General features: G+C 69.0%; 22 protein-coding genes. 14 read left to right on the plus strand and 8 right to left on the minus strand.

Annotation, left to right across the window (positions count from 1 at the left end; translation table 11 throughout):
* The first annotated feature begins 14 nt into the window (after positions 1 to 14).
* Positions 15 to 1,214, plus strand: a complete 1,200-nt coding sequence (locus VGU03_RS10615; protein ID WP_327480356.1) for a DUF1501 domain-containing protein — start codon at positions 15 to 17, stop codon at positions 1,212 to 1,214.
* 112 nt (positions 1,215 to 1,326) lie between these two features.
* Here VGU03_RS10615 and lysS read toward each other — a convergent pair whose 3' ends face one another.
* The 6 genes from lysS to VGU03_RS10645 all read right to left on the minus strand — a co-directional run bounded on the left by lysS (position 1,327) and on the right by VGU03_RS10645 (position 8,742).
* Positions 1,327 to 2,838, minus strand: coding sequence for a lysine--tRNA ligase (lysS, locus tag VGU03_RS10620; protein WP_327480357.1), 1,512 nt, complete (start codon positions 2,836 to 2,838; stop codon positions 1,327 to 1,329).
* Positions 2,839 to 2,933: 95 nt separating this feature from the next.
* Entirely contained in the window at positions 2,934 to 3,248 is a 315-nt protein-coding gene (locus tag VGU03_RS10625; protein ID WP_327480358.1) for a hypothetical protein, read from the minus strand.
* Between the two features lie 41 nt (positions 3,249 to 3,289).
* A protein-coding gene (prfB, locus tag VGU03_RS10630; protein WP_327480359.1) for a peptide chain release factor 2 occupies positions 3,290 to 4,415 on the minus strand; the annotation gives its coding sequence in 2 pieces (ribosomal slippage) (positions 3,290 to 4,339 and positions 4,341 to 4,415; 1,125 coding nt in all).
* A gap of 126 nt (positions 4,416 to 4,541) precedes the next feature.
* Positions 4,542 to 5,777: a hypothetical protein gene (locus VGU03_RS10635; protein WP_327480360.1), complete on the minus strand. Its 1,236-nt coding sequence runs from the start codon at positions 5,775 to 5,777 to the stop codon at positions 4,542 to 4,544.
* Entirely contained in the window at positions 5,774 to 8,095 is a 2,322-nt protein-coding gene (locus tag VGU03_RS10640) for a putative bifunctional diguanylate cyclase/phosphodiesterase (protein WP_327480361.1), read from the minus strand. Before VGU03_RS10640 ends, VGU03_RS10635 begins: the two co-directional genes overlap by 4 nt.
* Positions 8,096 to 8,100: 5 nt before the next feature.
* Complete coding sequence (locus VGU03_RS10645; protein ID WP_327480362.1) at positions 8,101 to 8,742, minus strand: methylamine utilization protein; 642 nt, start codon at positions 8,740 to 8,742, stop codon at positions 8,101 to 8,103.
* Between the two features lie 236 nt (positions 8,743 to 8,978).
* Between VGU03_RS10645 and VGU03_RS10650 the strand changes: the two genes are divergently transcribed.
* From VGU03_RS10650 to VGU03_RS10660, 3 genes are all read left to right on the plus strand, one after another.
* Positions 8,979 to 9,848 carry a formate/nitrite transporter family protein gene (locus VGU03_RS10650; protein WP_327480363.1) on the plus strand — a complete coding sequence of 290 codons (870 nt, stop codon included), beginning with the start codon at positions 8,979 to 8,981 and terminating at the stop codon, positions 9,846 to 9,848.
* Positions 9,849 to 9,897: 49 nt separating this feature from the next.
* Positions 9,898 to 10,641, plus strand: coding sequence for a 2OG-Fe(II) oxygenase (locus tag VGU03_RS10655; protein WP_327480364.1), 744 nt, complete (start codon positions 9,898 to 9,900; stop codon positions 10,639 to 10,641).
* 815 nt (positions 10,642 to 11,456) lie between these two features.
* The gene (locus VGU03_RS10660; RefSeq protein ID WP_327480365.1) at positions 11,457 to 11,891 is read left to right on the plus strand and encodes a cell wall hydrolase; all 435 of its coding nucleotides are present in this window, start codon (positions 11,457 to 11,459) and stop codon (positions 11,889 to 11,891) included.
* A gap of 73 nt (positions 11,892 to 11,964) precedes the next feature.
* Here VGU03_RS10660 and VGU03_RS10665 read toward each other — a convergent pair whose 3' ends face one another.
* Positions 11,965 to 12,447 carry a glycine zipper 2TM domain-containing protein gene (locus VGU03_RS10665; protein ID WP_327480366.1) on the minus strand — a complete coding sequence of 161 codons (483 nt, stop codon included), beginning with the start codon at positions 12,445 to 12,447 and terminating at the stop codon, positions 11,965 to 11,967.
* Between the two features lie 81 nt (positions 12,448 to 12,528).
* Complete coding sequence (locus VGU03_RS10670) at positions 12,529 to 13,122, minus strand: glycine zipper 2TM domain-containing protein (RefSeq protein WP_327480367.1); 594 nt, start codon at positions 13,120 to 13,122, stop codon at positions 12,529 to 12,531.
* A 138-nt stretch (positions 13,123 to 13,260) separates the two neighbouring features.
* Here VGU03_RS10670 and VGU03_RS10675 point away from each other — a divergent pair, with 138 nt between their 5' ends.
* The 10 genes from VGU03_RS10675 to ccmB all read left to right on the plus strand — a co-directional run bounded on the left by VGU03_RS10675 (position 13,261) and on the right by ccmB (position 23,351).
* The gene (locus VGU03_RS10675) at positions 13,261 to 14,067 is read left to right on the plus strand and encodes a TatD family hydrolase (protein WP_327480368.1); all 807 of its coding nucleotides are present in this window, start codon (positions 13,261 to 13,263) and stop codon (positions 14,065 to 14,067) included.
* A gap of 133 nt (positions 14,068 to 14,200) precedes the next feature.
* On the plus strand, positions 14,201 to 14,725 hold the full coding sequence (locus VGU03_RS10680; protein WP_327480369.1) for a MarR family winged helix-turn-helix transcriptional regulator: 525 nt from the start codon (positions 14,201 to 14,203) through the stop codon (positions 14,723 to 14,725).
* Positions 14,726 to 14,750: 25 nt separating this feature from the next.
* Complete coding sequence (locus VGU03_RS10685) at positions 14,751 to 16,226, plus strand: efflux transporter outer membrane subunit (RefSeq protein WP_327480370.1); 1,476 nt, start codon at positions 14,751 to 14,753, stop codon at positions 16,224 to 16,226.
* On the plus strand, positions 16,213 to 17,409 hold the full coding sequence (locus tag VGU03_RS10690; protein ID WP_327480371.1) for an HlyD family efflux transporter periplasmic adaptor subunit: 1,197 nt from the start codon (positions 16,213 to 16,215) through the stop codon (positions 17,407 to 17,409). Before VGU03_RS10685 ends, VGU03_RS10690 begins: the two co-directional genes overlap by 14 nt.
* 17 nt (positions 17,410 to 17,426) lie before the next feature.
* The gene (locus VGU03_RS10695; RefSeq protein ID WP_327480372.1) at positions 17,427 to 18,980 is read left to right on the plus strand and encodes a DHA2 family efflux MFS transporter permease subunit; all 1,554 of its coding nucleotides are present in this window, start codon (positions 17,427 to 17,429) and stop codon (positions 18,978 to 18,980) included.
* A gap of 87 nt (positions 18,981 to 19,067) precedes the next feature.
* Positions 19,068 to 19,544 (plus strand): polyhydroxyalkanoate synthesis repressor PhaR, encoded by a 477-nt coding sequence (gene phaR / locus VGU03_RS10700; RefSeq protein WP_327480373.1) that lies wholly within the window; start codon positions 19,068 to 19,070, stop codon positions 19,542 to 19,544.
* A gap of 247 nt (positions 19,545 to 19,791) precedes the next feature.
* On the plus strand, positions 19,792 to 21,192 hold the full coding sequence (locus tag VGU03_RS10705; RefSeq protein WP_327480374.1) for an NAD(P)/FAD-dependent oxidoreductase: 1,401 nt from the start codon (positions 19,792 to 19,794) through the stop codon (positions 21,190 to 21,192).
* Positions 21,185 to 21,589, plus strand: coding sequence for a DUF3293 domain-containing protein (locus VGU03_RS10710; RefSeq protein ID WP_327480375.1), 405 nt, complete (start codon positions 21,185 to 21,187; stop codon positions 21,587 to 21,589). Before VGU03_RS10705 ends, VGU03_RS10710 begins: the two co-directional genes overlap by 8 nt.
* Before the next feature lie 196 nt (positions 21,590 to 21,785).
* Positions 21,786 to 22,418 (plus strand): cytochrome c biogenesis heme-transporting ATPase CcmA, encoded by a 633-nt coding sequence (ccmA, locus tag VGU03_RS10715; RefSeq protein WP_327480376.1) that lies wholly within the window; start codon positions 21,786 to 21,788, stop codon positions 22,416 to 22,418.
* A gap of 246 nt (positions 22,419 to 22,664) precedes the next feature.
* Positions 22,665 to 23,351 carry a heme exporter protein CcmB gene (gene ccmB, locus VGU03_RS10720; RefSeq protein WP_327480377.1) on the plus strand — a complete coding sequence of 229 codons (687 nt, stop codon included), beginning with the start codon at positions 22,665 to 22,667 and terminating at the stop codon, positions 23,349 to 23,351.

Raw genomic sequence — 23,351 nt, forward strand, 5'->3', positions numbered from 1 at the left:
TGCGAGGACATCCCATGGACCGCCGCCAGTTCCTGCGCTCCGCCGCGACCACCCTCCTCTGCGCGCCCGCGCTCGGCTTCTCCGGGCGCCTGTTTGCGGCGCCCGCGGACACGCCGCGCTTCCTGCTGGTGTTCCTGCGCGGCGGCTACGACTGCAATCACCTGCTGGTGCCCTACGGCAGCGACTTCTATTACGAATCGCGCCCGAACCTGGCGATCGCGCGCCCCGACGGCGCCCGCCCGGATGCCGCCGTGGCGCTGGATGCGCAATGGGCGCTGGGCCCCGCGGCGCGCGATGCGCTGTTGCCCTACTGGCAGCGCAAGCAGCTCGCCTTCGTGCCGTTCGCCGGCACCGCCGACCTCTCGCGCAGCCATTTCGAAACGCAGGACGACATCGAGTCGGGCCAGGCCGGAGGCATGCACGGGCACGACCGTTCCGGCTTCCTCGCGCGGCTGTCCGGCCTGCTCACGGGCGTGCCGCCGATCGCTTTCACCCGCAGCCTGCCCCTGAGCCTCCAGGGCGGCGGCCCGGTGCCCAACATCGCGCTCGGCGGAGGCGGCCATGCGCGATTCGATGCGCGCCAGGCGTCCATCCTGGCCGGCATGTACGAGGACACCGCGCTCGCGCCGGCCGCCCACGAGGGCCTCGCCCTGCAGCAGGAAGTCGCGCAGGACCGGCAGGAGGAAATGCTGGCCGCCAGCCGCGGCGCGCCCGGTGCTGCGAGCTTCGTGACGCAGGCCCGGCGCATGGCCGCACTCATGCTCGGCAAGTACCGGCTCGGCTTCGTCGACGTGGGCGGCTGGGATACCCACGTCAACCAGGGCGCCGCCACGGGCCGGCTGGCGACCAGCCTGACCAATCTCAGCGCCGGCCTCGCCGCCTTCGGCGAAGCGCTGGGCGCGGAGTGGAACAACACCGTCGTGGTAGTCATCTCCGAGTTCGGGCGAACCTTCCGCGAGAACGGCGACAAGGGCACGGACCACGGCCACGGCACGGCCTACTGGCTGATGGGCGGCCGCGTCGCCGGCGGCCGCGTCGCCGGCGAGCAGGTGGCGGTGACGGCGGGGAACCTGCTGCAGAACCGCGACTATCCCGTGCTCAACAACTACCGCGACGTGCTGGGCGGCGTGTTCCGTCGTCTTTGGGGCCTGTCCGCCGGGCAGGTAGAACACGTGTTTCCCGGCGCACGGCCGAACGACCTCGGGCTGGTCTGAGACCCGGCCATGCCGCCCTGCCGGCGGTCATGCCATCGGCCCCGCGAGATCGGCCGGCATCGTGCGCGCAGGGCCACCTCGGCCGGTGACGGTGGCCTGCCGGTGGAGCGGCCTAGGCTTCCGGACGCATGTAGGGGAACAGCAGCACGTCGCGGATCGAGGCCGAGCCGGTCAGCAGCATGACCAGGCGGTCGATGCCTATCCCCAGGCCGCCGGTCGGCGGCAGGCCCACTTCCAGCGCGCGGATGTAGTCGGCGTCGAAGTGCATGGCCTCGTCGTCGCCCGATTCCTTGGCCTCGACCTGCGCCTTGAAGCGGGCGGCCTGGTCTTCCGGGTCGTTGAGCTCGGAGAAGCCGTTGGCGATCTCCTTGCCGTTGATGAAGAGCTCGAAGCGGTCGGTGATGCCCGGGTCGGTGTCGCTCTCGCGCGCCAGCGGCGAAACCTCGACGGGGTGGTCGGTGATGAAGGTCGGCTGCACCAGCGTGTGCTCGACGGTCTTCTCGAAGATCTCCAGCAGCAGCTTGCCCCAGCCGTAGCCCGGCTTGACCTGGATGCGCAGCCGCGCCGCATGCACGGCCAGCGCCTCGCGGTCGCGCAGCTCTTCGCGCCGGATCTGCGGGTTGTGCTCCAGCACCGCGTCTTCCATGCGCCAGCGGCGGAAGGCGGGACCGACGTCGATCTGCGCGCCTTCCCAGGTGAGCTCGGTGGTGCCCAGCACGTTCTTCGCCGTCTCGCGGATCACCGCCTCGGTGAGGTCCATGATCTCGTGGTAGGTGGCGTAGGCCTGGTAGAGCTCCAGCATGGTGAACTCGGGATTGTGCCGGGTCGACACGCCCTCGTTGCGGAAGTTGCGGTTGATCTCGTAGACGCGGTCGAAGCCGCCCACGACCAGGCGCTTCAGGTACAGCTCCGGCGCCACGCGCAGGTACAGGTCCATGTCCAGCGCGTTGTGGTGGGTGACGAAGGGCTTGGCCGTGGCGCCGCCGGGAATGACGTGCATCATCGGCGTCTCCACTTCCATGAAGCGGCGCGGTTCGGCTTCCAGCCACTTGCGCATGAAGCCGATGATCTTCGAGCGCAGCGCGAAGGTGCGGCGCGCCTCCTCGGTCACGATCAGGTCGACGTAGCGCTGGCGGTAGCGCTGCTCCACGTCGGCCAGGCCGTGGAACTTGTCCGGCAACGGGCGCAGGCTCTTGGTCAGCAGGCGCAGGCTTTCCACCTTGACCGACAGCTCGCCGGTCTTGGTGCGCATCAGCTGGCCCTCGGCGCCCACGATGTCGCCCACGTCCCAGCCCTTGAACGCCTCGTAGGTTTCCCCGCCCACCGTGCCCTGGTGGACGAACAGCTGGATACGGCCGGTGAAGTCCTGCATCTGCACGAAGCTCACCTTGCCCTGCACGCGCTTGAGCACGATGCGCCCGGCCACCTTCACGCGCCGCGCGGCCGCGTCAATGGCTCCGGCATCCTGGTCGGCGAACTCGTCGCGCAGATCGCCCGCAAAGGCGTCGACCTTGAAATCGTTGGGGAAGGCGATGCCCTGCCCGCGCAGGCCCTTGAGTTTCTCGCGGCGCTCGGCGATCAGCTTGTTCTCGTCGACGGGCAGGCTATCGGTGGCTTCGCTCATGGAGGGTTCCGTGGCTGCCGGCCGGTGCCGGGCAGCGAATGTCTCGTGGCTGGTCATGGAATTTGGGAAAACGCGTTTGTGCAGGCGCCGTCGCTCTAGTCGAATACCTGCTTGACACCATGTTTGGTGGCGTCCCAGCCCTCGCGTGCGCCATGGCCGACCGCGATGCCGGCCTTCTTCGCGCCATGGCCGATGCCGACGCCGGCCTCCTTCGCGCCGTGCCCCACCTTCTTGGCAACGCGCCTGGTCGCATGGCCGATGTCGCGCGCGCCATCGGCCACGCCGTGGCCGACGGCCTTGGCGTCCTGCTTGATGGACTGACCGACGCTGCCTTGCGCCTGCGCGGCCGCGCCGACCGCGACCAGCCCGGCGCAGGCAAACAGGAGCGTGCCGATGGTCTTGCCGTTCATGCAGGTCACCTCGTCAGTGATCGGATCGCCGATGATCGGAATCAGGCGTCGATGCGCTTGGCGCCGGCGTCCAGGCCGGACTTCAGGCTCGCCTCGATGAACTCGTCCAGGTCGCCGTCGAGCACCTTCTGCGTATCCGAACGTTCGACGCCCGTGCGCAGGTCCTTGATGCGGCTCTGGTCGAGCACGTAGTTGCGGATCTGGCTGCCCCAGCCGATGTCGGACTTGGTCGCTTCCAGCGCGTCCTTCTCGGCATTGCGTTTCTGCAGTTCCAGCTCGTACAGCTTGGCCGCCAGCATCTTCATGGCGCGGTCGCGGTTGGCGTGCTGGCTGCGCTCGGTCTGGCAGGCCACCACCACGCCGCTGGGCACGTGGGTGATGCGCACCGCCGACTCGGTCTTGTTGACGTGCTGGCCGCCGGCGCCGGAGGAGCGGTAGACGTCGGTCTTCAGGTCGGCCGGGTTGATCTCGATGTCGATGTCGTCGTCGACCTCGGGCGAGACGAACACGGAGGTGAAGCTGGTGTGGCGGCGGTTGTCCGAGTCGAACGGGCTCTTGCGCACCAGGCGATGCACGCCGATCTCGGTCTTCAGCCAGCCGTAGGCGTAGTCGCCCTCGACGCGGAAGGTGGCCGACTTGATGCCCGCAACTTCGCCGCCGGAGACTTCCATCATCTCGACCTTCCAGCCGCGCGACTCGGCCCAGCGCAGGTACATGCGCAGCAGCATCTCGGCCCAGTCCTGCGCCTCGGTGCCGCCGGCGCCGGCCTGGATGTCGACGAAGGCGTTGGCCGAATCCATCTTGCCGGAGAACATGCGCTGGAACTCGAGCTTGCCGACGCGGGCCTCGAGTTTCTCCACGTCGTCGGCGACCGAGCGGACGGTGTCCTCGTCGCCGTCGGCCGCGGCCATCTCCAGCAGTTCCTTGGCGTCGGACAGGCCGGCGGTGAGCTCGTCGATGCCGGTGACCACGGTGTCCAGGCGGGCGCGTTCGCGGCCCAGTTCCTGCGCGCGCGGCGGGTCGTCCCAGACGGTGGGGCTTTCCAGCTCGCGGCTTACTTCTTCGAGGCGCTCACGCTTGGTGGCGTAGTCAAAGATACCCCCTAAGCGACTCGACGCGGTCCGTGAGGTCCGCGATCTGCGCAAGGATCGGATTGGTCTCGATCATGAAACGTATGGCCGTGGTAGTGGCGCCCGTACGGGCGCTGACGGGAACGGCGAAGGATAGCAAAGCGCCGCCATGGCCGGATACGGTGCGGCCTCGGCGTAGCGGGGAAACGGCAGGAACCCGTCGTCAGTAGAACAGCCGGGCGCTCAGTTGCACCTGGGTGCCGCGGCTGCGGGGCGGCAGGCCGTAGTCGGCGCGGGCGGTGCGCGTGCTGTCGATGCGCAGCGCCTCGAGGGTCAGCCGCAACCAGTCGTGCGGGCGCCAATTGAGTGCGGCGGTGACCGCGTTGCCGTGCTCACCCGCATGCGCGCCCGGCACGGCGGATGGATCGCGCGTACTGAAATGGTCCAGCCGCAAGGCCGGGCGCCAGGCGCCACGGTTCCAGCCGGCCAGTACGAAGGCGGCACGGTAGCGGGTGGCAAAGGAGCGGTTCGCGACCGGTTCGATGACCGTGTCGCCGTCCATCGCCTGAGCAATCCATTGGATCGGGCCGGTTTCCGCGGTGGCGCCCAGGCTCCAGAAGCGGGTCCGCCAGGCGTACAGGCGATCCCCGCCGGCATAGGGCGCCCATGCAGCGGGATCGGCATGGTTGTCGTAGTGCATCAGGCTGACCCGGCCCCAGCCGCGCGCACGCCAGCTGGCCTGGACGTAGTTGCCCCAGTGCTGGCCGATGCGGCGGAACGGGTCGTAGCGCACCGGCGGTTCGTCGCCTTCGTCGCGCACGTAGGCATCCGGCTCGCGCAAGCGGCTGCCCAGTCCGTAGGTTAGGTCGCTCAGCGACCAGCCGCGGATCGCCAGCAGGTTGCCCGCCGGATCGTTGCGCTGGAACAGCGCACCGCGCAGCTCCCAGGTGGCGACGGCGCCGCGCCGTTCGATGCGCACCTCGGCGCCCACGGCGCGCAGCTCCTCGCCGACCCAGCTGTTGATCGCCGACGGCGTGAGCGTCCACGGGCTGGTCCAGCCGATGGCATCGTTCTCCAGCGAGACCGGCGGAAAGAATGCGCCCGCCTGCACCGATCCACGCCAGCGCGTGGTCGACATCGGGCGCCAGCGCAGCCAGGCCTCCAGCACATCGACGTCGGCGCGATCGCGGTCCTGCAACTGCACGCCTGCGAACGCGAGCAACGAGGGCGTCAACTGCGCCGTACCCGCCAGGGCCGCGCCGCCGAAGCGCAGTCGGTCACTGGCGCCACCGTAGCGGCTTTTGCCCAGACCGCCGTCCACCCAGCTTTGCTCGGCCGGCGCCACGACCAGGCGGGTGTCGATGTAACCGTGCAGGCTCACATCCTGCGCCCGTGCCGCGAGCGGCAGCATACCAAGACAAACCCATGCCAGCGGGCGCAGGCCCGGGCGACGGCTCACGCGACGCCGGCCCGCGCGAACCCGGCCAGTTCCCCGGCCGGCAGCGGGCGGGCGATGAAATAGCCCTGGGCATGGTCGCAGCCGATCGCGGCCAGTTGCTCCAGCGCGCGGACGTCCTCCACGCCTTCGGCGGTGACCTGATAGCCCAGCCGGTGGCCCAGCTCGACGATGGAGCGCACGATGGTCTGATCGCCCGCGTCGCGGGCCAGGTGCCGGATGAAGGTCTGGTCGATCTTCAGTTCGCTCACCGGCAGGTGGCGCAGGTAGGCGAAGGCGGATTGGCCCACGCCGAAGTCATCCACCGCGATGCCCACACCCATGTCGGCCAGGCCGCGCAGTACACGCATGGCTTTTTCCGGCTCGCCGATCACCGCGCGCTCGGTGATCTCCACGGTGAGCAGCTCGGCCGGCAGTCCATGGATGGAGAGCAGCCGCCCGATGCGCAGCGGCAGTTCCACTTCGGCCAGGTCCCGCGCCGAAAGGTTGATCGCCACCTTCAACGCCAGGCCGCAGGCATGCCAGCGGCTGGCCTGCGCGATGCCGGCAGCGAGCGCCCACCGGGTGAGCCGCTGGATGTTGCCGGTGTCCTCGGCCATGCCGATGAAGTCCTGCGGCGGCACGGCGCCGCGGCGCGGATGGTGCCAGCGCACCAGCGCCTCGACGCCGTCGATGCGGCGCGTGGCCAGCTCCAGCTTTGGCTGGTAGTGCAGCACCAGCTGGCCGTGGTCCAGCGCTTCGCGCAGCTCCCCCATCAGCGACAAGCGTTCGGCACGGTGCGGGTCGGTCGCCGCGTCGTAGAAGGCCAGCGGCCGGCTGGTACCGCTGGCGGCGAACTGGGCCACCTCGGCGTGGCGCAGCAGCACCGAGGCCTGCAGGCCGTCGTCCGGATACATCGCGATGCCTATCGCAGGCAAGGTGTCGATGCTGACGTCCGCCTCGACGTACGGGGTGCCGAGCGCATCGAGGAGGCGCAGCGCCGACGCCATCGCTTCGTTGCGGTCCGCGTCCGGCAGCCAGGCGACGAACTGGGTGTCGGTGGCACGCGCCAGGCAGGCCCGCGCGGCGACGCGGCCCAGCCGCCCGCTGACCTCGCGCATCAGCCGGTCGTAGAGCCCGTGCCCCATCGTCTTGATGATGTCGGGCACGCGCGTGAGGCCCACCATCAGCAGCGCGCCACGGCCGAAGCCGGCCTCGCGGACACGGTCGATCGTGTTTTCGATGGCCACGCGATTGGGCAGGCCGGTCACGTGGTCGTGCAAGGCCTGCTCGCGGATGCGCTCCTCGCGCTGGCGCACCGCCTCGGCCATGGTGCCGAAGGCCGCTGCGAGCTGGCCCAGCTCGTCGCGCCGGTCGAGGCTGGGCAGCGTGTGATAGTCGCCCGCCTCGATCCGCCGCGCCGCGTCGGCGAGCGACTCCACCGGACGGGACACGCTGCGCGCGGCCAGCCAGGCGCCGATCAGGCCCAGCGCCAGGCCCAGCGCGAGCAGCAGCGCCCAGGCGATCGCCACCGACCGGAACGGCCGCAGCGCGTCCTCCAGCGAATAGCCGAGCACGGCCACTACGGGCTCGGCGCTGTGAGGCTGGCTCAACGGCTGCGCCAGCACGAGGTATTCGTGGCCGCTCACGAGGCGTACGGAGGGCCGTGCCGGCAGCTCCTGCCCGCCCAGGCTGGCGACCAGCCCTGCATGGGTGAGGCTCTGGGCGACGGTGCGCCACGGCGAGCCGGCCGGCCGTACCGCCAGCTCGATGTCACCGGGCAACGCCGACAGCTTGCGCAGGTGATCGAGCAGCGCGCTGTCCAGCGGCACGTACACCACCACCAGGCCAACGGGCTGTGGCGCGTAGATCGGCACGACCACCACCCAGTACGCCTTCGCCTGCAGCGTGACCACGGCTGCGGTGCGCCGGTCGAACGCATGTTCGGCCAGATCGGGAAAGGCGAAACGCTGTCCGCCGATGCGCGTGTCGGCGGTGTCGACCTCGACCAACCCGTCCAGGCCGACCAGTTGCATGCGCGATGCGCCGACCCGCCGGCCGTGGTTGCGCAGCACGGAAAACACCGTGCCATGGTCGCGCTCGGCGATCGCCGAACGCAGTGCGTAGTCGAGCGAAAGCACTTCGACATTGCCCGCCACGCGCGCCGACAGGTCGTCCATCTGCGCCACGAAGGCCTGCGCATTGAACGCCAGCCGGCGCTCGCCCTCGCTGACCATGGCGCGGCGCGTGACGCCGTAGACCAGCGCGGCGGTGAGCAACTGCACCGTCACGAGCGTGGCGACGAAGAACAGCGCAAGGCGGAGGCGGAAGCCGACGCGCATGGGACCTAGTAATCCAGGTGCTCGCGATCGGCGAACCCGCGAGGGTCCGGGATAAGCGACAGCGCGAATTCCGCGTGCGCCGGCGCGTCCTCGGCCACGTTCGCTTCGACGCTCGGTGGTACCTGGCCGGGGCGCAATTGCGGATGCCACACCTCGACCGTGTAATGTCCGGGCGGCAGGTGCTCGAATACCACCTGTCCTTGCGGGGGCGTCACCAGCGCCTGCCCGGAGGTGATCACCAGGTAGGCGATCATGTGGTCGTGGATGTTGCAGCCGACCGCGACCAGACCGGTCTTGTCCAGGGTCAGCGGCGGCGAGCTCTCGCCCGGACGCAGCAGGAACTCGAACGCCTTGGCCTCGGAGAAGGAGTAGACATGGTGGCGGGTGCCGTCGCTGTTGCGGAACACCACCCGGTCGCCCGGATGCAGCACCTGCACGTAAGGGATGAAAGTCTCGTTGCGTTGGTCGACATAGCGGGTCACCGGCCGGGGCGCCGGATCGGATGCCGGGGCCGCCGTCACCAGGCTCACCACCGCGTCGCCCACGGCGTGGCCGCCCGAATCGCTGACCCGCACCACCAGTTGGCCCGCCCATGCCGGGCCTGCACAGCCGGCCAGCAGCCAAGCCACGACGAGTCGCCAGCGCATGACGCGCACTCCCCTGAAATTCCCCGGCGCTAGCCTAACCCAGGCATCCGCGCCCCAGTCAATGAGGCCGTTGCGCCGGCGGCAGGCTCATCCAGGGAGTTGATCGTACTGGCGCAGCCTTGCCCGAGCCGCCGAACGCCCCGAGGGCACGGGGATCGCGCTCGATACGTGCCTCGACCACGCCGTGGTTACGCAACGCCACGTAGCTTGGCAGGCTCCGCTTCCGAGGGCTCGGCATGCAGAAGAACCGACGCGAGGACCACCGCGCTTCCGGCGCCAGCGAGGGCTTTTCGCTGTCGCGCAAGGAACAGGGCGAGGTCGAGCAGAAACGCCCGCCGCGGGTGGCCGTTCTGCATGAAACCATCCGTCTCGAAGGCGAGGAGGAACTGGGCCGCGGCATCGCCGCGCTGTGCTGGTCGGCGCTGGCGGCCGGGCTGTCGATGGGCTTCTCGATGCTCGCGCGCGGCCTGTTGCACCGTTACCTGGTCGGCGCGCCTGCAGGCTTCGGCTTCATGATCGAGAGCCTGGGCTATCCGTTCGGATTTCTGGTGGTGATCCTCGCCCGCCAGCAGCTGTTCACCGAAAACACGATGACCGCCGTGCTGCCGCTGATGACCCATCCGAGCCTAGGCACGCTCGTCTCGCTGTTGCGACTGTGGTCGGTGGTGTTCGCCGGCAACCTGATCGGCACCGGCCTGTTCGCCTACGGCATCCTGCACATGCGGCTGTTCGACCAGGCCACGCAGGATGCCTTGCTGGGCATCGGCACCGAGATGATGGGCAACTCGCCGCTGCAGATGTTCACCAAGGGCATCGTCGCCGGCTGGTTGATCGCCACCATGGTGTGGCTGCTGCCGGCGGCGGAGCACGCGAAGATCACCGTGATCGTGCTCACCACCTACCTGATCGCGCTGGGCGGCTTCACCCACATCATCGTCGGCTCGGTGGAGGTGCTCTACCTGGTGTTCGCGCACGGGCTTTCGCTGGCGGCCTTCGCATGGCACTTCGCATTGCCGACGCTGGCAGGCAACATCGTCGGCGGCAGTTGCATCTTCGCCCTGATCAGTCATGCCCAGGTGCGCAGCGACGAGGCCGAGGAGCGCTGAGCGCAAGAACCGGAGGGTGTCCGTCACAGGAGAGCTCCAGACTGGCGCCATGACCAACCCGCCCGCACCTGCTCCAGACCGAGACGATCCGCTGACTGCCCTGCGGGCCGTGGACTGGACTGCCGTGCATGCCGCTCTGGACGCGTATGGCCAGGCGGTGCTCCCGGCGCTCCTGGCCGCCGAGACCTGCCGGACGCTGGCGTCGCTCTACTCGGAGCCGGAACGCTTCCGCAGCCGCGTGGTGATGGCCCGGCATGGCTTCGGCCGCGGCGAATACCGGTACTTCGATTATCCGCTGCCCGCGGTGGTGCACGCGCTCCGCACGGCGGTTTATCCGCAGCTGGTGCCGCTGGCGAACCGATGGAACGAGGCGATGGGCCTGGACGTGCGCTATCCGCCCACGCATGCCCAGTTCCTTGAACGCTGCCACGCCGCGGGCCAGCGCCGCGCCACGCCATTGCTGCTGCAATACCAGACCGGCGACTACAACTGCCTGCACCAGGATCTCTACGGCGAGCATGTGTTTCCACTGCAGCTGGCCGTGCTGCTGTCCGAGCCCGGACGGGATTTCACCGGCGGCGAGTTCGTGCTCACCGAGCAGCGCCCGCGCCTGCAATCGCGGGCCGAAGTCGTGCCGCTGGCCCTGGGCGACGCCGTGGTCTTTGCCGTTCACCATCGTCCGGTGCGCGGTTCCCGCGGCTATTACCGCGCGAACCTGCGCCACGGCGTGAGCCGGCTGCGCAGCGGCCGCCGCCACACGCTGGGAATCATCTTCCACGATGCGGCTACGTAGTCGCGAAGTTCCCGATGCTTGGCTTGTCGCCTGCCAACGCGGCACAGGCCTACCACCTGTGCGCTGGATGTGGGAACGCACCCTACCTTGCGTCCTTGCCGACTCCACGCTGTTGGTGTCGGGAAAGAACGTATCGAGCAAATCATGAGCCGTCAGGGCCAAGTGATCGTCGTTGCGATACGTGTGCGGCAATGACGTCTTCGCCGACAGCACAATCTGGGATTTGGCGGAATCCACAGTGGCGACGCATAACGGATGGCTGGTGTCACGCCGCGCTCACGAATTCCTGATTTTCACGAAGCCGTGGTCTGCGCATGGCGGTCGAACCGCGTTTGCTCACGATCGCGAAAATCGATGTCGGCGTCAGCATTCACTCGTCCGCCATGCGAAATGGATGAACGTGAGTCGAATATGAATCGGCCCGTCCTGGCACTTGCCAGCGACGGTGACGGCCACTACGCTCCCGCCGACTTTCGATGATGTCCATCGCCTACGGATATCAGTGCACGCGACGAACCGGAGGGGTCCGGATCGGCGCGACCCGGCAAACCACCGCCGGATGGAACGACCGCCACGTGCGGAACAATCAAAGCAGCAGCCGCCTTCGAACGGACCACGCATGGTCGCGATTGGCAGTGCGCGCAATGCCTTAAGCCGGCTCGTTTCCGGCCGAACGCCACAATCCCGTGGCAAAGCGTCGCGACTTGGTTTCGGTCGCGGCGATTCATCCAGGTGGAACGGCCTGCCCGCCCGTCCACCGCAACGGCGTACGAGATGGATTCTTCATCCCGCACGTACAGCACGCTGGAGGCAGAATGAAACTTTCCATGCTGTTGTGGTTGACGTCCGTCCTGCCACAGCCGGTCGCAGACCAGGCCTGCCTGGCGACGACCGTGTACTTGGAGGCACGCAGCGAGACGACCATCGGTCAGCTTGCAGTAGCAGAGGTTGCGCTGCGGCGTCGCGAACGCGGCCGTTGGGGTGACACCGTTTGCAAGGTGGTCGCCGCACCGCATCAGTTCGCCATCACCGCCACGCCCGGTTCGTACGACATCACCAACTTCGCCGCCTTCGCAAAGGCGTGGAAGGTCGCCGGCACGTCGATGGAAAACTGGGCGTTGCCGCTTGCGCAGCGCCAGCTGCTGGTGCCGCACGCCGATCACTTCGCCACCGTGGCCATCGCACCCGACTGGTCGCTCAACCACACCGGCACCACCATCGGCGAGCACCGCTTCTACGCTGTCAACTGACCAGACGCGCAAGCCAGGCACAAAAAAGGCCCTCGCAAGAGGGCCTTTTTTTTGGACGTATAGGCGTCTGAAACTACATGGCATAGACGTGATCGCCGCGCACCTGGGCGTAGTCGCCGACCCGAAGCCCTGGGTCCTCAAGCTGCGTCACCGTGGCGTACTGGCCGTTGTCGAGCCGCAACGTGACGCGCCATGCCGGCCGGTCACCACCGCCGCTGCGCTTTCCGACCTGGTTGCCGACCACACCGCCGGCCACCGCGCCCACAACGGTCGCCGCCTTGCGGCCATTGCCCTTGCCAACCTGGTTGCCCAGCAGACCGCCGGCCACTGCGCCGATCACAGCCCCCAGCGTGCCGTGGTCCTCGCCCTGCACGTATACCTGTTGGACGTCCTGCACCACGCCACAGTTCTGGCAGCGCGCGGATCCGTAGCCAGAGCTCTGGTAGCCGCCATGGTCGCGATAGCCGCCGTTGCCGTAGGGCGTGGCGCATCCCCCCAGTGCGAGACTACCGGCCAATACGCCGGCGAGGACGATGTTGCGTGATAGAACGGCCATGGCGTGGCTCCGTTGTGCGGTCGATCGGTGATCGCGAGCGGTCCGTCCATGGACCGCATCGATAGTGCCTAGTGCCTACCTTCAGTGAGCATCGGAAACCGCGACCACGCCTTCCTGCACTTGGACGCGATCACCGGGGTCGTGATCCATCCGCACGGTACGGGTGACGCCGTTGTATTCGTAGCGCACGTCGTAGCCGACCACCTTGGAGTTGCTGTCGTTGACCGTCTCGCACTTGCGCTCGGTCGAGGTCGTGACGTTGGCATGCTGGCGGCTTTCCTCAACCTTCTTGCCGGCATAGCCGCCGGCGACCGCGCCTGCCACGGTCGCGAGCGTTCTGCCCCTGCCGCCACCGATCTGGTTGCCGAGCAGGCCACCGGCGACGGCGCCGATCGCCGTACCCGCGATCTGGTGCTGGTCCTTGGGCGGCTCGCTGTTGGTGACCGTTTCGTCATGGCACACCTGGCGCGGGTTGTTCACCGTCCTGCGTACCGGATCGACGCTCACGACGCGTGCATACTTGGCTGCGGCATCACCGGATGCCCCGCCCAGGGCGCTGGACGAACCATTGGCCAGGCCCGCATCGGCGCTGGCATCGCGGTTGCAAGCCGAAATGCCCATCGCGAGCGCAGCCGCGATCCCCACCTGAAGCGCATTGACCATCAACCTGTTCATGACTCCTATCTCCTTCGTTCTTCGCGGCGCGCGGAGCGCGCCATGCGCCCGCCATTCACCTGCGAAACCATTGAACCTTCGCCATACTGAATCCGACCTAGACATTTTATGCCGGCGGGCCAACCTGGTGACGAACGCGTGACGGAACCCTCATATCCGGCTCCCGGGACTCCGCTACTGGTCGACAGCCACGTGCATATCGACGACGCCGGTTTCGACGGCGACCGCGCGCAGGTGCTGGCCCGCGCCGCCGAAGCGGGCGTGCGACTGCTGGTGGTCCCCGGCATCGATGCGGCGTCCTGGCCGCGTATCGCCGCGTTGTGCAAGCGCCATGCGGAACTGGTACCCGCGTATGGGCTGCATCCGCTGTTCCTGGCGCAGCACCAGCCCGACCATCTGGACGACCTGCGCGAACGCTTGCGCGACGGCAGCGCCGTCGCGCTCGGAGAGATCGGGCTGGACTTCTACGTCGACGGACTCGACCGCTTCCTGCAACAGCATTACTTCGAGTCGCAGCTGGCGATCGCCGGCGAGTTCGACCTTCCGGTCATCATCCATGCGCGCCGCGCGGTGGAGGAAATAGTGCTCACCCTGCGGCGCTTCCCTGGTCTGCGCGGCGTAGTCCACAGCTTCGCGGGCAGCGACCAGCAAGCCGAACGGCTTTTCGAGATGGGATTCCACCTGGGAATCGGCGGGCCGGTGACCTACCCGCGAGCCAAGCGCCTGCGTCAACTGGTGTCGAGCATGCCGATCGGGCACCTGCTGCTGGAGACCGATGCGCCTGATCAACCCAACGCGGGCCACCAAGGGGCGCGCAACGAGCCCGCGCGGATGATCGAGACGTTGCGGGTGGTGGCCGAGCTGCGCGGGGAGTCTTCGGAAGCGGTCGCGGCCGCCACCACCGCCAACGCCTGCCGCCTGTTCGGCCTGTCCCCGTCACGCTGAGGCCGGTCATCGCGTCCTCGTCCGGCGCGGCCCGAGCGCGATCACGCACCGGCGTCCGCGATGCACAGGAGCCACTTGCCTACTCGGCCCGGGCCCGCTAAATTTGTTCACTGGTGAAATATGAGCTGGTGAAATGGCGCGTCTGGGCGACTGTATCGCGATGATGGACGAGGGCATCGGCCGGGTCAGCCAGGTCATTCCCGACATGCCCGCGGCCGAGGCACGCCTGACCCGCCTGCTGCTGATGGTCGGCCAGACCTTCGACGAAGCGGTGGAGCAGGCGCTCAAGCCCAACAAGATCAACCACAGCGACTTCCTCACGCTGATGATCCTGTACAGCCGCCCCGATGGCAGCTCCACCCCGGGTGAGCTGTGCGAGTACACCTCGCAGGGCGCCACCAACATGACGCGGATCGCCAACGTCTTGGTCAAGCGCGGGCTGATCACCCGGGGCGCCAGCGAAGAGGACCGCCGCCGCGTGGTCATCCGCATCACCCCCGCCGGCCGGCGCTTCGTGCAGAAGCTGCTGCCGCCGCTGTTCCCCCGCGTGAGCGCGGCATTCGCGGGTTTCAGCGACGCCGACAAACGCAGTTTCAGCCGCCTGCTGCGCAAGCTCGCCGACAACCTCGACCGCCTGGACGAGGCCCCCTCCCCGTGAAGAAGCAGCCGTGAAGGACGCCCCCATGAAGCCTGCCCCGCTCCGCCTTCGCACCGCGCTGGCTGCGGCGACCGCGCTGGCGCTGGCCGCCTGCGCCACGCCGCCGGCGAAACTCCCGCCGCCGCATCTGCGCGACGACGTGCCGCTCGCCGGCATCCAGACCGCCACCCGCGCCGGCTGGCCCAACGCGCAATGGTGGCGCGGCTACGACGACCCGCAGCTCGATGAGCTGATGGATCGCGCACTGCGCCAGGCGCCCGACCTGGCGCTGGCGCAGAGCCGCGTGCAGGGCGCCGAGCAGTCCGCGCGCCTGGCCGCCGCCCAGATGGGTCTTTCGATCAACGGCAACGCGCAGTTCTCGCGCCAGCGCATGAGCGAGCACGGGCTGATTCCAAGCAAATTTCTGGGCTTCACCTGGTACAACCAGGCCGACCTGGGCGTGCAGCTGAAGTACGACTTCGATTGGTGGGGCAAGAAGCGCGCATCGGTGGAAGCGGCACTGGACCAGGCGCATGCCGCCGAAGCGCAGCGCAGCGCGGCTGCACTGGCGCTGCAGTACGCCGTCGCCAGCACCTATTTCGGCTGGCAGGCCGACCAGGCGCGCCTGGTCCTGACGGACCGCTCACTCGCCGCCCAGCAGCAGCTCCTCGGCATCGCACAGCTGCGCGTGCGCCAGGGCGTCGACCTGGCGGACACCGTCGAGCAGGCCCAGGCGCAGCGTGCGGCGCTCAGGCAGATGCGCGCGGCGATCGATGGCTCGGCCAAGGTACGCCGCGCCGTGCTCGCCTCGTTGCTGGGCGTGCCGCCGGCCGGGCTTCCACCACTGCAGGCCCGGCCGTTGCCGAGCGTGGCGCCGGGTCTGCCGGCCGACGCCCGCCTCGACCTGATCGCACGCCGCCCGGACATCGCCGCCAGCCGCTGGCAGGTCGAGGCGGCGCTCAAGCAGACCGACGCGGCGCGCGCGCAGTTCTTTCCCGACCTGAGCCTCACCGCGCTGGCGGGCCTGTCCAGCATCGACATGGGCAAGCTGTTCACCGCCGGCAGCCGCACCTTCGCGGTGACGCCGGCGCTGCACCTGCCGATCTTCGAGGGCGGCGCATTGGAGGCGAACTACGGCCTAAGCCGCGCGCAGCTGGACAGCGCCGTGGCGCAGTACCGCAGCGCCGTGCTGGACGCCGCGCGCGACGTGGCTACCCAGGCGCTGGGCGCCGAACAACTTGCCGCGCAGCGCCAGGAACAGCAGGCCCAGCTCGACGCCGACCAGCGCCTGCTGGCCCATGCGCAGGCGCGGCTGCGCCAGGGCGTCCGCGATGCCCGCGAGAGCCTGGCCGCGGAACTGGCCTTGTTGCAGCAGCGCGACGCCGCCACCCAACTGCACGCGCAAGCGCTGGCCACCGACCTGGCGCTGATCAAGGCGCTGGGCGGCGGCTACCGCAGCGACCGCCCTACCGACCTCGCCACCACCTCCCCTTCCCCCGGAGCCGACCATGAGCGCCACTGAAGCCGACAAGAAAGCCGACAACGACAGTGGCCTGGCCGCCAAGGATCCGGCCAAGCGCCGCCGCGCGCTGCTGATCGTGGCGGCGGTGTTCATCCTGATCGCGCTGGTCTGGGTGCTGCTGTGGCTGTTCGTGTTCTCGCGCCGCGAGAAGACCGACAACGCCTACGTGGGCGGCAACCAGGTGACGATCTCCGCGCAGGTGCCGGGCACCGTGGTGGCGATCATGGCCGACGACACCCAGCGCGTGGACGCCGGCCAGGTGCTGGTCAAGCTCGATCCCACCGACGCGCAGGTGCGCCTGGCGCAGGCGCGCAGCGCGCTGGCGCAAGCCGTGCGCGGGGTGCGCCAGCAGACCAGCTCGGCCAGCGGCGCCGATGCGCAGCTCGCCTCCAGCCGGCTGGAACTGGCCAAGCTCGAGGCGGACCTGAAGCGCCACCTGCCATTGCTGGCCGCGCATGCCGAATCGCCCGAGATCGTGCAACACCTGCGCGACGGCGTGGCCCAGGCGCGTGCCGCGGTGAACGCGGCCCAGGCGCAGGCCGCCGCCGCACACGCGGCGATCGAGGGCACCGACCTGGCGGAGAACCCCGCCGTGCTGCAGGCGCGCGCCAATTTCCGCGCCGCCTGGATCGCCGCCCAGCGCAACGCGATCCTGGCCCCGGTCTCCGGCTACGTTGCCCAGCGCAGCGTGCAGCTGGGCAACAGCGTGCAGCCGGGCCAGCAGTTGATGACGGTGGTGCCGCTGCGCGACCTGTGGATCGACGCCAACTTCAAGGAAGGCCAGCTGCAGCACATCCGCATCGGCCAGCCGGCGAGCGTCAAGGCCGACATCTACGGCGGCGACGTCGAATACCGCGGCAAGGTGGTGGGCCTGGGCGCCGGCACCGGCAGCGCGTTCTCGCTGCTGCCCGCGCAGAACGCCACCGGCAACTGGATCAAGGTGGTGCAGCGCGTGCCGGTGCGCATCGCGCTCGATGACAAGGAACTGGACAAGCATCCGCTGCGCGTGGGCCTGTCCACCGAGGTGACGGTCGACATCACCGACGACCGCGGCCCGGTGCTGGCGCAGGCGCCCGCGCAACAGCCGGTCGCCGAGACGTCCGTATACGACCGCATGATGGGCAAGGCCGACGAGGAGGCCCAGCGCATCATCCAGGCCAACCTGCCCCGCGCCGCCGAATAACCTGAAGGCCCCTCCCCATGGCCGCCACGCCCAACGACGCCAAGCCGCTGCAGCCTCTGCACGGCACGGCACTGGTTCTGCTCACCATCGCCGTCGCGTTCAGCACCTTCATGGAAGTGCTGGACATGACCATCGTCAACGTGGCCGTGCCGCACATCGCCGGCAGCCTGGGCGTGAGCCCGAGCGAAGGCACCTGGACGATCAGTTCCTACGCGCTGGCCAGCGCGATCATGCAGCCGCTCACCGGCTGGATCGCGCGCCGCTTCGGCGAGGTGCGCAGCTTCGTGGTGTCGGTGCTGCTGTTCGTCGCCTTCTCCATGGTCTGCGGCCTGGCCACCTCGATGCCGCTGCTGGTGATCGCGCGCCTGCTGCAGGGCGCCGGTTCCGGGCCGATGGTGGCGCTCTCGCTAACCCTGCTCTTGTCGAGCTACCCCAAGGCCAAGCAGGGCATCGCGCTGGCGCTGTGGGCGATGACGGTGGTGGTGGCGCCGATCTTCGGGCCGATCCTGGGCGGCTGGCTGACCGACAACTTCTCCTGGCCGTGGATTTTCTACATCAATCTGCCGGTGGGACTGGCCGCCGCGGTGATCACCTGGGGCCTGCTGCACAAGCGAGAGACCAAGACGGCGAAGACGCCGATCGACGCCGTCGGCCTGGCGCTGCTGGTGGTGGGCGTGGGCGCGCTGCAGTTCATGCTGGACAACGGCAACGACCACGACTGGTTCGCCTCGCCGATGATCACCACCCTGGGGCTGGTGGCACTGGTATGCCTGACCTTCCTCGTCGTGTGGGAACTGCACGCCAGGCACCCGGTGGTGGAGCTTTCGCTGTTCAGGCAGCGCAATTTCAGCGTCGGCGTGATCGCGCTGACGCTCGGCATGTTCGCGTTCTTCGGCATCAACGTGGTGTTTCCGCTGTGGCTGCAGATCACGTTGAACTACACGGCGACCTGGGCCGGCCTCGCCACCGCGCCGGTCGGCATCCTCGCCTTCCTGATGGCGCCGATCCTGGGCCGCAACCTGGACCGGCTGGACCTGCGCGCGGTGGTGACCTTCTCCTTCATCGTGTTCGCCGCGACCTCCTGGTGGTTCTCGACCTTCGACAGTTCGGCCTCGTTCTCGACGCTGGTGCTGCCGCGCTTCGTGATGGGCATCGCCATTCCCTGCTTCTTCATCCCGCTCAACCAGATCTATCTCTCGGGCCTGCCGCCCGAGCAGATCGCCAGCGCCACCGGCCTGTCCAACTTCTGCCGCACGATGGGTTCGAGCATGTCCACGGCGATCACCGTGACGCTGTGGCAGCACCGCGGCGAAAGCCACCACGCCACGCTTACCGAGAACATCGACCCGGCGCACCCGGCGGCCACCCATTTCCTGGGCCAGCTCTCGCACATGGGGCTGTCGCACCAGCAGAGCCTGGGGCTGGTCGACCAGTTGCTCACGCGCGAGGCGCTGACGCTGGCGGTGAACGACGTGTTCTGGGCCTGCGCCGTGCTGTTCGTGCTGCTGATCCCGACCCTCTGGTTTGCCAAGCCGCCGTTCGGCAGCGCCGGCGGCGCGATGGGGCATTGACGCGCAGCGACATGGCATTCTTTGCTGCACCGGCGGGTGCAGCATGGCCAACTGGTGCGGCGCAATATGTTCTGCTAGCGTGTCCGCATGGCACAAAAACTTCGCATCATCAAGAAGTATCCGAACCGTCGGCTCTACGACACGGAGATCTCCAGCTACATCACGCTGGAAGAGGTCCGTCAGCTGGTGCTGGACGGCGAGTCCTTCGAGGTCCGCGATGCCAAGAGCGGCGAGGACCTGACCCGCTCGGTGCTGCTGCAGATCATCTCCGAGCACGAGGAGAAGGGGCAGCCGATGCTCTCGCCCCAACTGCTCAGCCAGATCATCCGCTTCTACGGCGACTCGCTGCAGGGCTTCATGGGGCCGTACCTGGAGCGCAGCCTGCAGGTGTTCCTGGACCAGCAGCAGCAGTTCCGCGCCCAGTTGAACAGCCTGATGGGCCAGACGCCCTGGTCGATGCTCAACGAGCTCACCGAACGCAACCTGGACGCCTGGAAGACCATGCAGCGCGGCTTCCTGGACGCCGCCGCACAGACGCCGCCGAACAAGAACCGCAAGGGCTAAACCCCTGCTCTTATGTAAAGTAACGGCCGTCCGAAGGACGACCTTCGCCCCTTCTCCCCACCGGGGAGAAGGTTGGGATGAGGGGCCGGGGCTCGCGAAGATCCGCCTCAAAAAGCTCCTGCTTCGATGCTTCCCCGCAAGCGTGCCCCCTCACCCCAGCCCTTCCCCGGAGGGGTAGGGAACAAGGCCCATTGCAGCCGCGCCTCGCTTGCGGAACAGTTCGGCGATGCCAAGCAACGGATCGCCCATGAGCAGCAAACCCACCCTCACCCTGATCGGCGGCGGCCTGGTCGGCGCCCTGCTGGCGCAGCAGCTCGCGCGGCGGGGCTTCGGCGTCGACGTGTTCGAGAAGCGCCCCGACCCGCGCGTGGCCGGCTTCGCCGGCGGGCGGTCGATCAACCTCGCCCTGGCCGAACGCGGCCTGCAGGCCCTGCGCAGCGCGGGGCTGGCCGAGGACGTGCTACGCCGCGCGGTCATGATGCGGGGGCGGATGGTGCATACGGCCGATGGGCGCAGCGGCCTGCAGCGCTACGGCGTGGACGACAGCGAAGTGATCTGGTCGGTGTCGCGCGGCGGGCTCAACATGCTGCTGCTCGACGCCGCCGAGGCGGCGGGCGTGCGCTTCCATTTCGGCCAGGGCCTGGTATCGGCGGATTTCGACGCCGGCCGCATCCGGCTCGTGGGCGAGGACGGCAAGGAGCGCGAGGCCGACGCCCCCGTGTTGATCGGCGCCGATGGCGCAGGTTCCGCGCTGCGGGCCGCGATGAACGCCTATCGCCCGCTCGGCGAGCGCACCGAATGGCTGGGGCACGGCTACAAGGAGCTGGAGATCCCGCCGGCGTCCGAGTTCGGGGCAGGATGGCTGCGCGACAGCGGCGGCCGCGACCAGTTCGCCATCGAGCCCAACGCACTGCACATTTGGCCGCGTGGCGGCTACATGTGCATCGCCCTGCCCAATACCGAGGGCAGTTTCACGGTCACGCTGTTCCTGCCTGCGCAAGGGCCGCACCCGAGCTTCGCCACCCTGCCCGACTCCCGCGCCGCCGGTGCGTTCTTCCGCGAGGAGTTCGCCGACCTGCTGCCGCTGCTGCCGCGCTTCGCCGAGGACTACGACGCGCACCCGGTCGGCACGCTGGCCACGCTGTACCTGCAGCATTGGCACCTGGACGGTCGCGCCGTGCTGGTCGGCGACGCCGCCCATGCCATCGTGCCGTTCCACGGCCAGGGCATGAATTGCGGCTTCGAGGACACCGTGGCGCTGGCCGAGCTGCTGCAAGGCAACGACGTCGCCGAGGCCTTCGCCCAGTTCCAGCGCCTGCGCCAGCCCAACGCCGACGCGATCGCCACCATGGCGCTGGAGAACTACGTGGAGATGCGCGACTCGGTCGCCGACCCGCGCTATCTGGCCAAGCGCGAGCTGGGTGCGCGCCTGGCCGCGCGTGCGCCGCGGCATTACATGGCGCGCTACCGCATGGTCACCTTCACCGGCCTGCCCTACGCCTACGCGCTCGAGCGCGGGCGGGCGCAGGACGTGCTGCTGGAGCAGCTGCTGGGCGGGTCGAATGATCCCGCTTCGGTCGACCTGGATGCAGCCGTGGCCACGCTCGAGGCCACCTTGCCGCGGTTGCCGCCGCTGCGCCATGGATGAGGCACTGCTGGAGGCCTACCTAAGCAGCGCCTACCGCGTGCGCCTGGCCGCCGGCGGCGCCGCCACCCTCCGCATCGGCAAGCCCTTGCCGGCGGCCCTGCGGCCGCTCGCCGGCGACCGCGACTGGGGCTTCTTCACCGCCTGGAACCCGCGCTCCAAGCCGCAACCGACCGAAATCAATCGCATGGCGCAGCGGCGCCTGCTGGCCGACCTGCACGCCGATGCCGCGCTGGAGGTCCATCCGGCACTCGGCACGGGTACGCATGGCTGGCGCGAGCCGAGCTTCTGGATCGTAGGGATCGATGCGGAAAAGCTGGAGCGATTGGGTGAGCGGTACGGGCAGAACGCCTGGCTGTTCGGGCACGGCGCAGGGGCGGCGCAGTTGCGGCTGCGCTGAGGTTTCCCGCAAGGCTGTCCCTACGCCCGTCGGGCGCCTTCCCCGTGGAACGAGGGAAGATGCCAGTGACCGAGCCTTCCCCCGCCTGCGGTGGAAGGTGCCGTCCGGCGAACGGGGCAGTCTTGCCTTGGGCTCGGCCGGGTGCGCCCCCACACCGCATGGACAAGCCGCGCGTGCATTGCGGACAATTCCCCGGATGACTTCCGCCCTCTCCATCCCGCTGCTGCAGGCGCGGGGCTTGTCTTTCCTGCGCGCGGACGAACCCGTGTTCGGACCGCTCGACTTTGCGCTGCACCAGGGCGAGCTGGCGCTGGTGGAGGGCGACAACGGCAGCGGCAAGACCACCCTGCTGCGCCTGCTGGCCGGCCTGCTCCACGTGGGCGAAGGCGAGCTGCGCTGGCGCGGCGCGCCGTGGCAGCGCGACGCCTGCGCGGGCGAGGTGCTGTTCCTCGGCCACCAGCTGGGGCTCAAGATGGACATGAGCCCGCGCGAGAACCTGCACATCGCCGCCGGGCTGCATGGCCTGCGCGACGGGCGCAGCGCCGCGTCGGTGCTCGTCGAGGTGGGCCTGGCCGGCTACGAGGACGAACCCGTGCGACGCCTGTCCGCCGGCCAGAAGAAGCGCGCTGCCCTGGCCCGCCTGCTGCTGCTTCCCGCCGTTCTGTGGCTGCTGGACGAGCCCTTCGCCAACCTGGATCGCGCCGGCATCGCGCTGGTCAACCGGCTGTTGGAGGGGCACATCGCCGCCGGCGGTGCTGCGCTGGTGACCAGTCATGGTGCGGTGAGTTTCCATGGCGGTGAGCCCAAGCGGATTCGCATGCATGGCTGACCTGGCTTACAAGTGGCTGGCCCAAGGGCCACGTGCGAAAGGCCTCCCCCTCTCCCCAACCCTCTCCCCCGACGGGGCCGGGGGAGAGGGAGCTTCGGGGCGGCGCGATCTGGTGTCGTGCACGCGCGATCTGGAGCCCTACCCCCTGCGCAAGCGGGGGAGCGGGTTGGGTGAGGGGGCGTTCGGGGCTGGCCTCAGGGCCAAGGGCCTCTCCCCGGGGAGAGCGCGCGCGTCGGGGCTTGCCGCATGAGCGGGGCATCGGTTTCGCGGGCCTGCGCGGCGGTGCTGCGGCGCGATCTCACGCTGGCCTGGCGGCGCCGTGGCGACATCGCGATGCCGGTGCTCTACGCCTTGATCGTGGCCACACTGTTCCCGTTCGCGCTGGGTCCGGAGGACGCGCTGCTGCAGCGCATAGCCGGCGGCGTCGTGCTGGTGACCGTGCTGCTGGCCATGCTGCTGGCGCTCGATGCCATGTTCCGCAGCGATATCGAGGACGGTTCGCTGGAACAGCTGGTGCTTGCGCCGCAGCCGCTGGCGCTGATGCTGGGCATGAAGATCCTCGCCCACTGGCTCACCACCGCGCTGCCGCTGATCGTGGTCGCGCCGCTGCTGGCCGGCATGCTGCACCTGCCGGTGCCGGTGATGGGCGTGCTGCTGCTGGCCCTGCTGCTGGCCACGCCGATGCTCAGCCTGCTCGGCGCCGTGCTGGTCGCGCTGACGGCCGGCACGCGGCGCTCTGGTATGCTGCTCGCCCTGATGCTGCTGCCGCTGTGCGTGCCGGTGGTCATCTTTGCCGCAGGTGCGGTCGCCGCCGCCCAACAGGGTTTACCGTGGGTGGCCCCGATCGCCTGGCTCGGCGCGGCGCTCGCTCTCGCCCTGGTGCTGGCGCCGCTCGCCTGCGCGGCCGCCCTTCGTATTGCGCTGGACGCCTAA

Origin of the sequence: Frateuria sp. (genome assembly GCF_035944355.1) — a bacterium.
Taxonomy (GTDB): Bacteria; Pseudomonadota; Gammaproteobacteria; order Xanthomonadales; family Rhodanobacteraceae; genus Frateuria_A.

What these genes read in the sequence shown, in the direction of transcription:
- VGU03_RS10625 (WP_327480358.1), bottom strand. Translation starts at nt 3,248, where the DNA reads ATGAACGGCAAGACCATCGGCACGCTCCTGTTTGCCTGCGCCGGGCTG.
- ccmB (WP_327480377.1), top strand. Translation starts at nt 22,665, where the DNA reads ATGAGCGGGGCATCGGTTTCGCGGGCCTGCGCGGCGGTGCTGCGGCGC.
- VGU03_RS10680 (WP_327480369.1), top strand. Translation starts at nt 14,201, where the DNA reads ATGGCGCGTCTGGGCGACTGTATCGCGATGATGGACGAGGGCATCGGC.
- VGU03_RS10615 (WP_327480356.1), top strand. Translation starts at nt 15, where the DNA reads ATGGACCGCCGCCAGTTCCTGCGCTCCGCCGCGACCACCCTCCTCTGC.
- VGU03_RS10710 (WP_327480375.1), top strand. Translation starts at nt 21,185, where the DNA reads ATGGATGAGGCACTGCTGGAGGCCTACCTAAGCAGCGCCTACCGCGTG.
- VGU03_RS10665 (WP_327480366.1), bottom strand. Translation starts at nt 12,447, where the DNA reads ATGGCCGTTCTATCACGCAACATCGTCCTCGCCGGCGTATTGGCCGGT.
- phaR (WP_327480373.1), top strand. Translation starts at nt 19,068, where the DNA reads ATGGCACAAAAACTTCGCATCATCAAGAAGTATCCGAACCGTCGGCTC.
- VGU03_RS10685 (WP_327480370.1), top strand. Translation starts at nt 14,751, where the DNA reads ATGAAGCCTGCCCCGCTCCGCCTTCGCACCGCGCTGGCTGCGGCGACC.
- VGU03_RS10650 (WP_327480363.1), top strand. Translation starts at nt 8,979, where the DNA reads ATGCAGAAGAACCGACGCGAGGACCACCGCGCTTCCGGCGCCAGCGAG.
- VGU03_RS10690 (WP_327480371.1), top strand. Translation starts at nt 16,213, where the DNA reads ATGAGCGCCACTGAAGCCGACAAGAAAGCCGACAACGACAGTGGCCTG.
- VGU03_RS10645 (WP_327480362.1), bottom strand. Translation starts at nt 8,742, where the DNA reads ATGCGCTGGCGACTCGTCGTGGCTTGGCTGCTGGCCGGCTGTGCAGGC.
- VGU03_RS10670 (WP_327480367.1), bottom strand. Translation starts at nt 13,122, where the DNA reads ATGAACAGGTTGATGGTCAATGCGCTTCAGGTGGGGATCGCGGCTGCG.
- VGU03_RS10640 (WP_327480361.1), bottom strand. Translation starts at nt 8,095, where the DNA reads ATGCGCGTCGGCTTCCGCCTCCGCCTTGCGCTGTTCTTCGTCGCCACG.
- VGU03_RS10655 (WP_327480364.1), top strand. Translation starts at nt 9,898, where the DNA reads ATGACCAACCCGCCCGCACCTGCTCCAGACCGAGACGATCCGCTGACT.
- VGU03_RS10705 (WP_327480374.1), top strand. Translation starts at nt 19,792, where the DNA reads ATGAGCAGCAAACCCACCCTCACCCTGATCGGCGGCGGCCTGGTCGGC.
- VGU03_RS10660 (WP_327480365.1), top strand. Translation starts at nt 11,457, where the DNA reads ATGAAACTTTCCATGCTGTTGTGGTTGACGTCCGTCCTGCCACAGCCG.
- VGU03_RS10695 (WP_327480372.1), top strand. Translation starts at nt 17,427, where the DNA reads ATGGCCGCCACGCCCAACGACGCCAAGCCGCTGCAGCCTCTGCACGGC.
- lysS (WP_327480357.1), bottom strand. Translation starts at nt 2,838, where the DNA reads ATGAGCGAAGCCACCGATAGCCTGCCCGTCGACGAGAACAAGCTGATC.
- ccmA (WP_327480376.1), top strand. Translation starts at nt 21,786, where the DNA reads ATGACTTCCGCCCTCTCCATCCCGCTGCTGCAGGCGCGGGGCTTGTCT.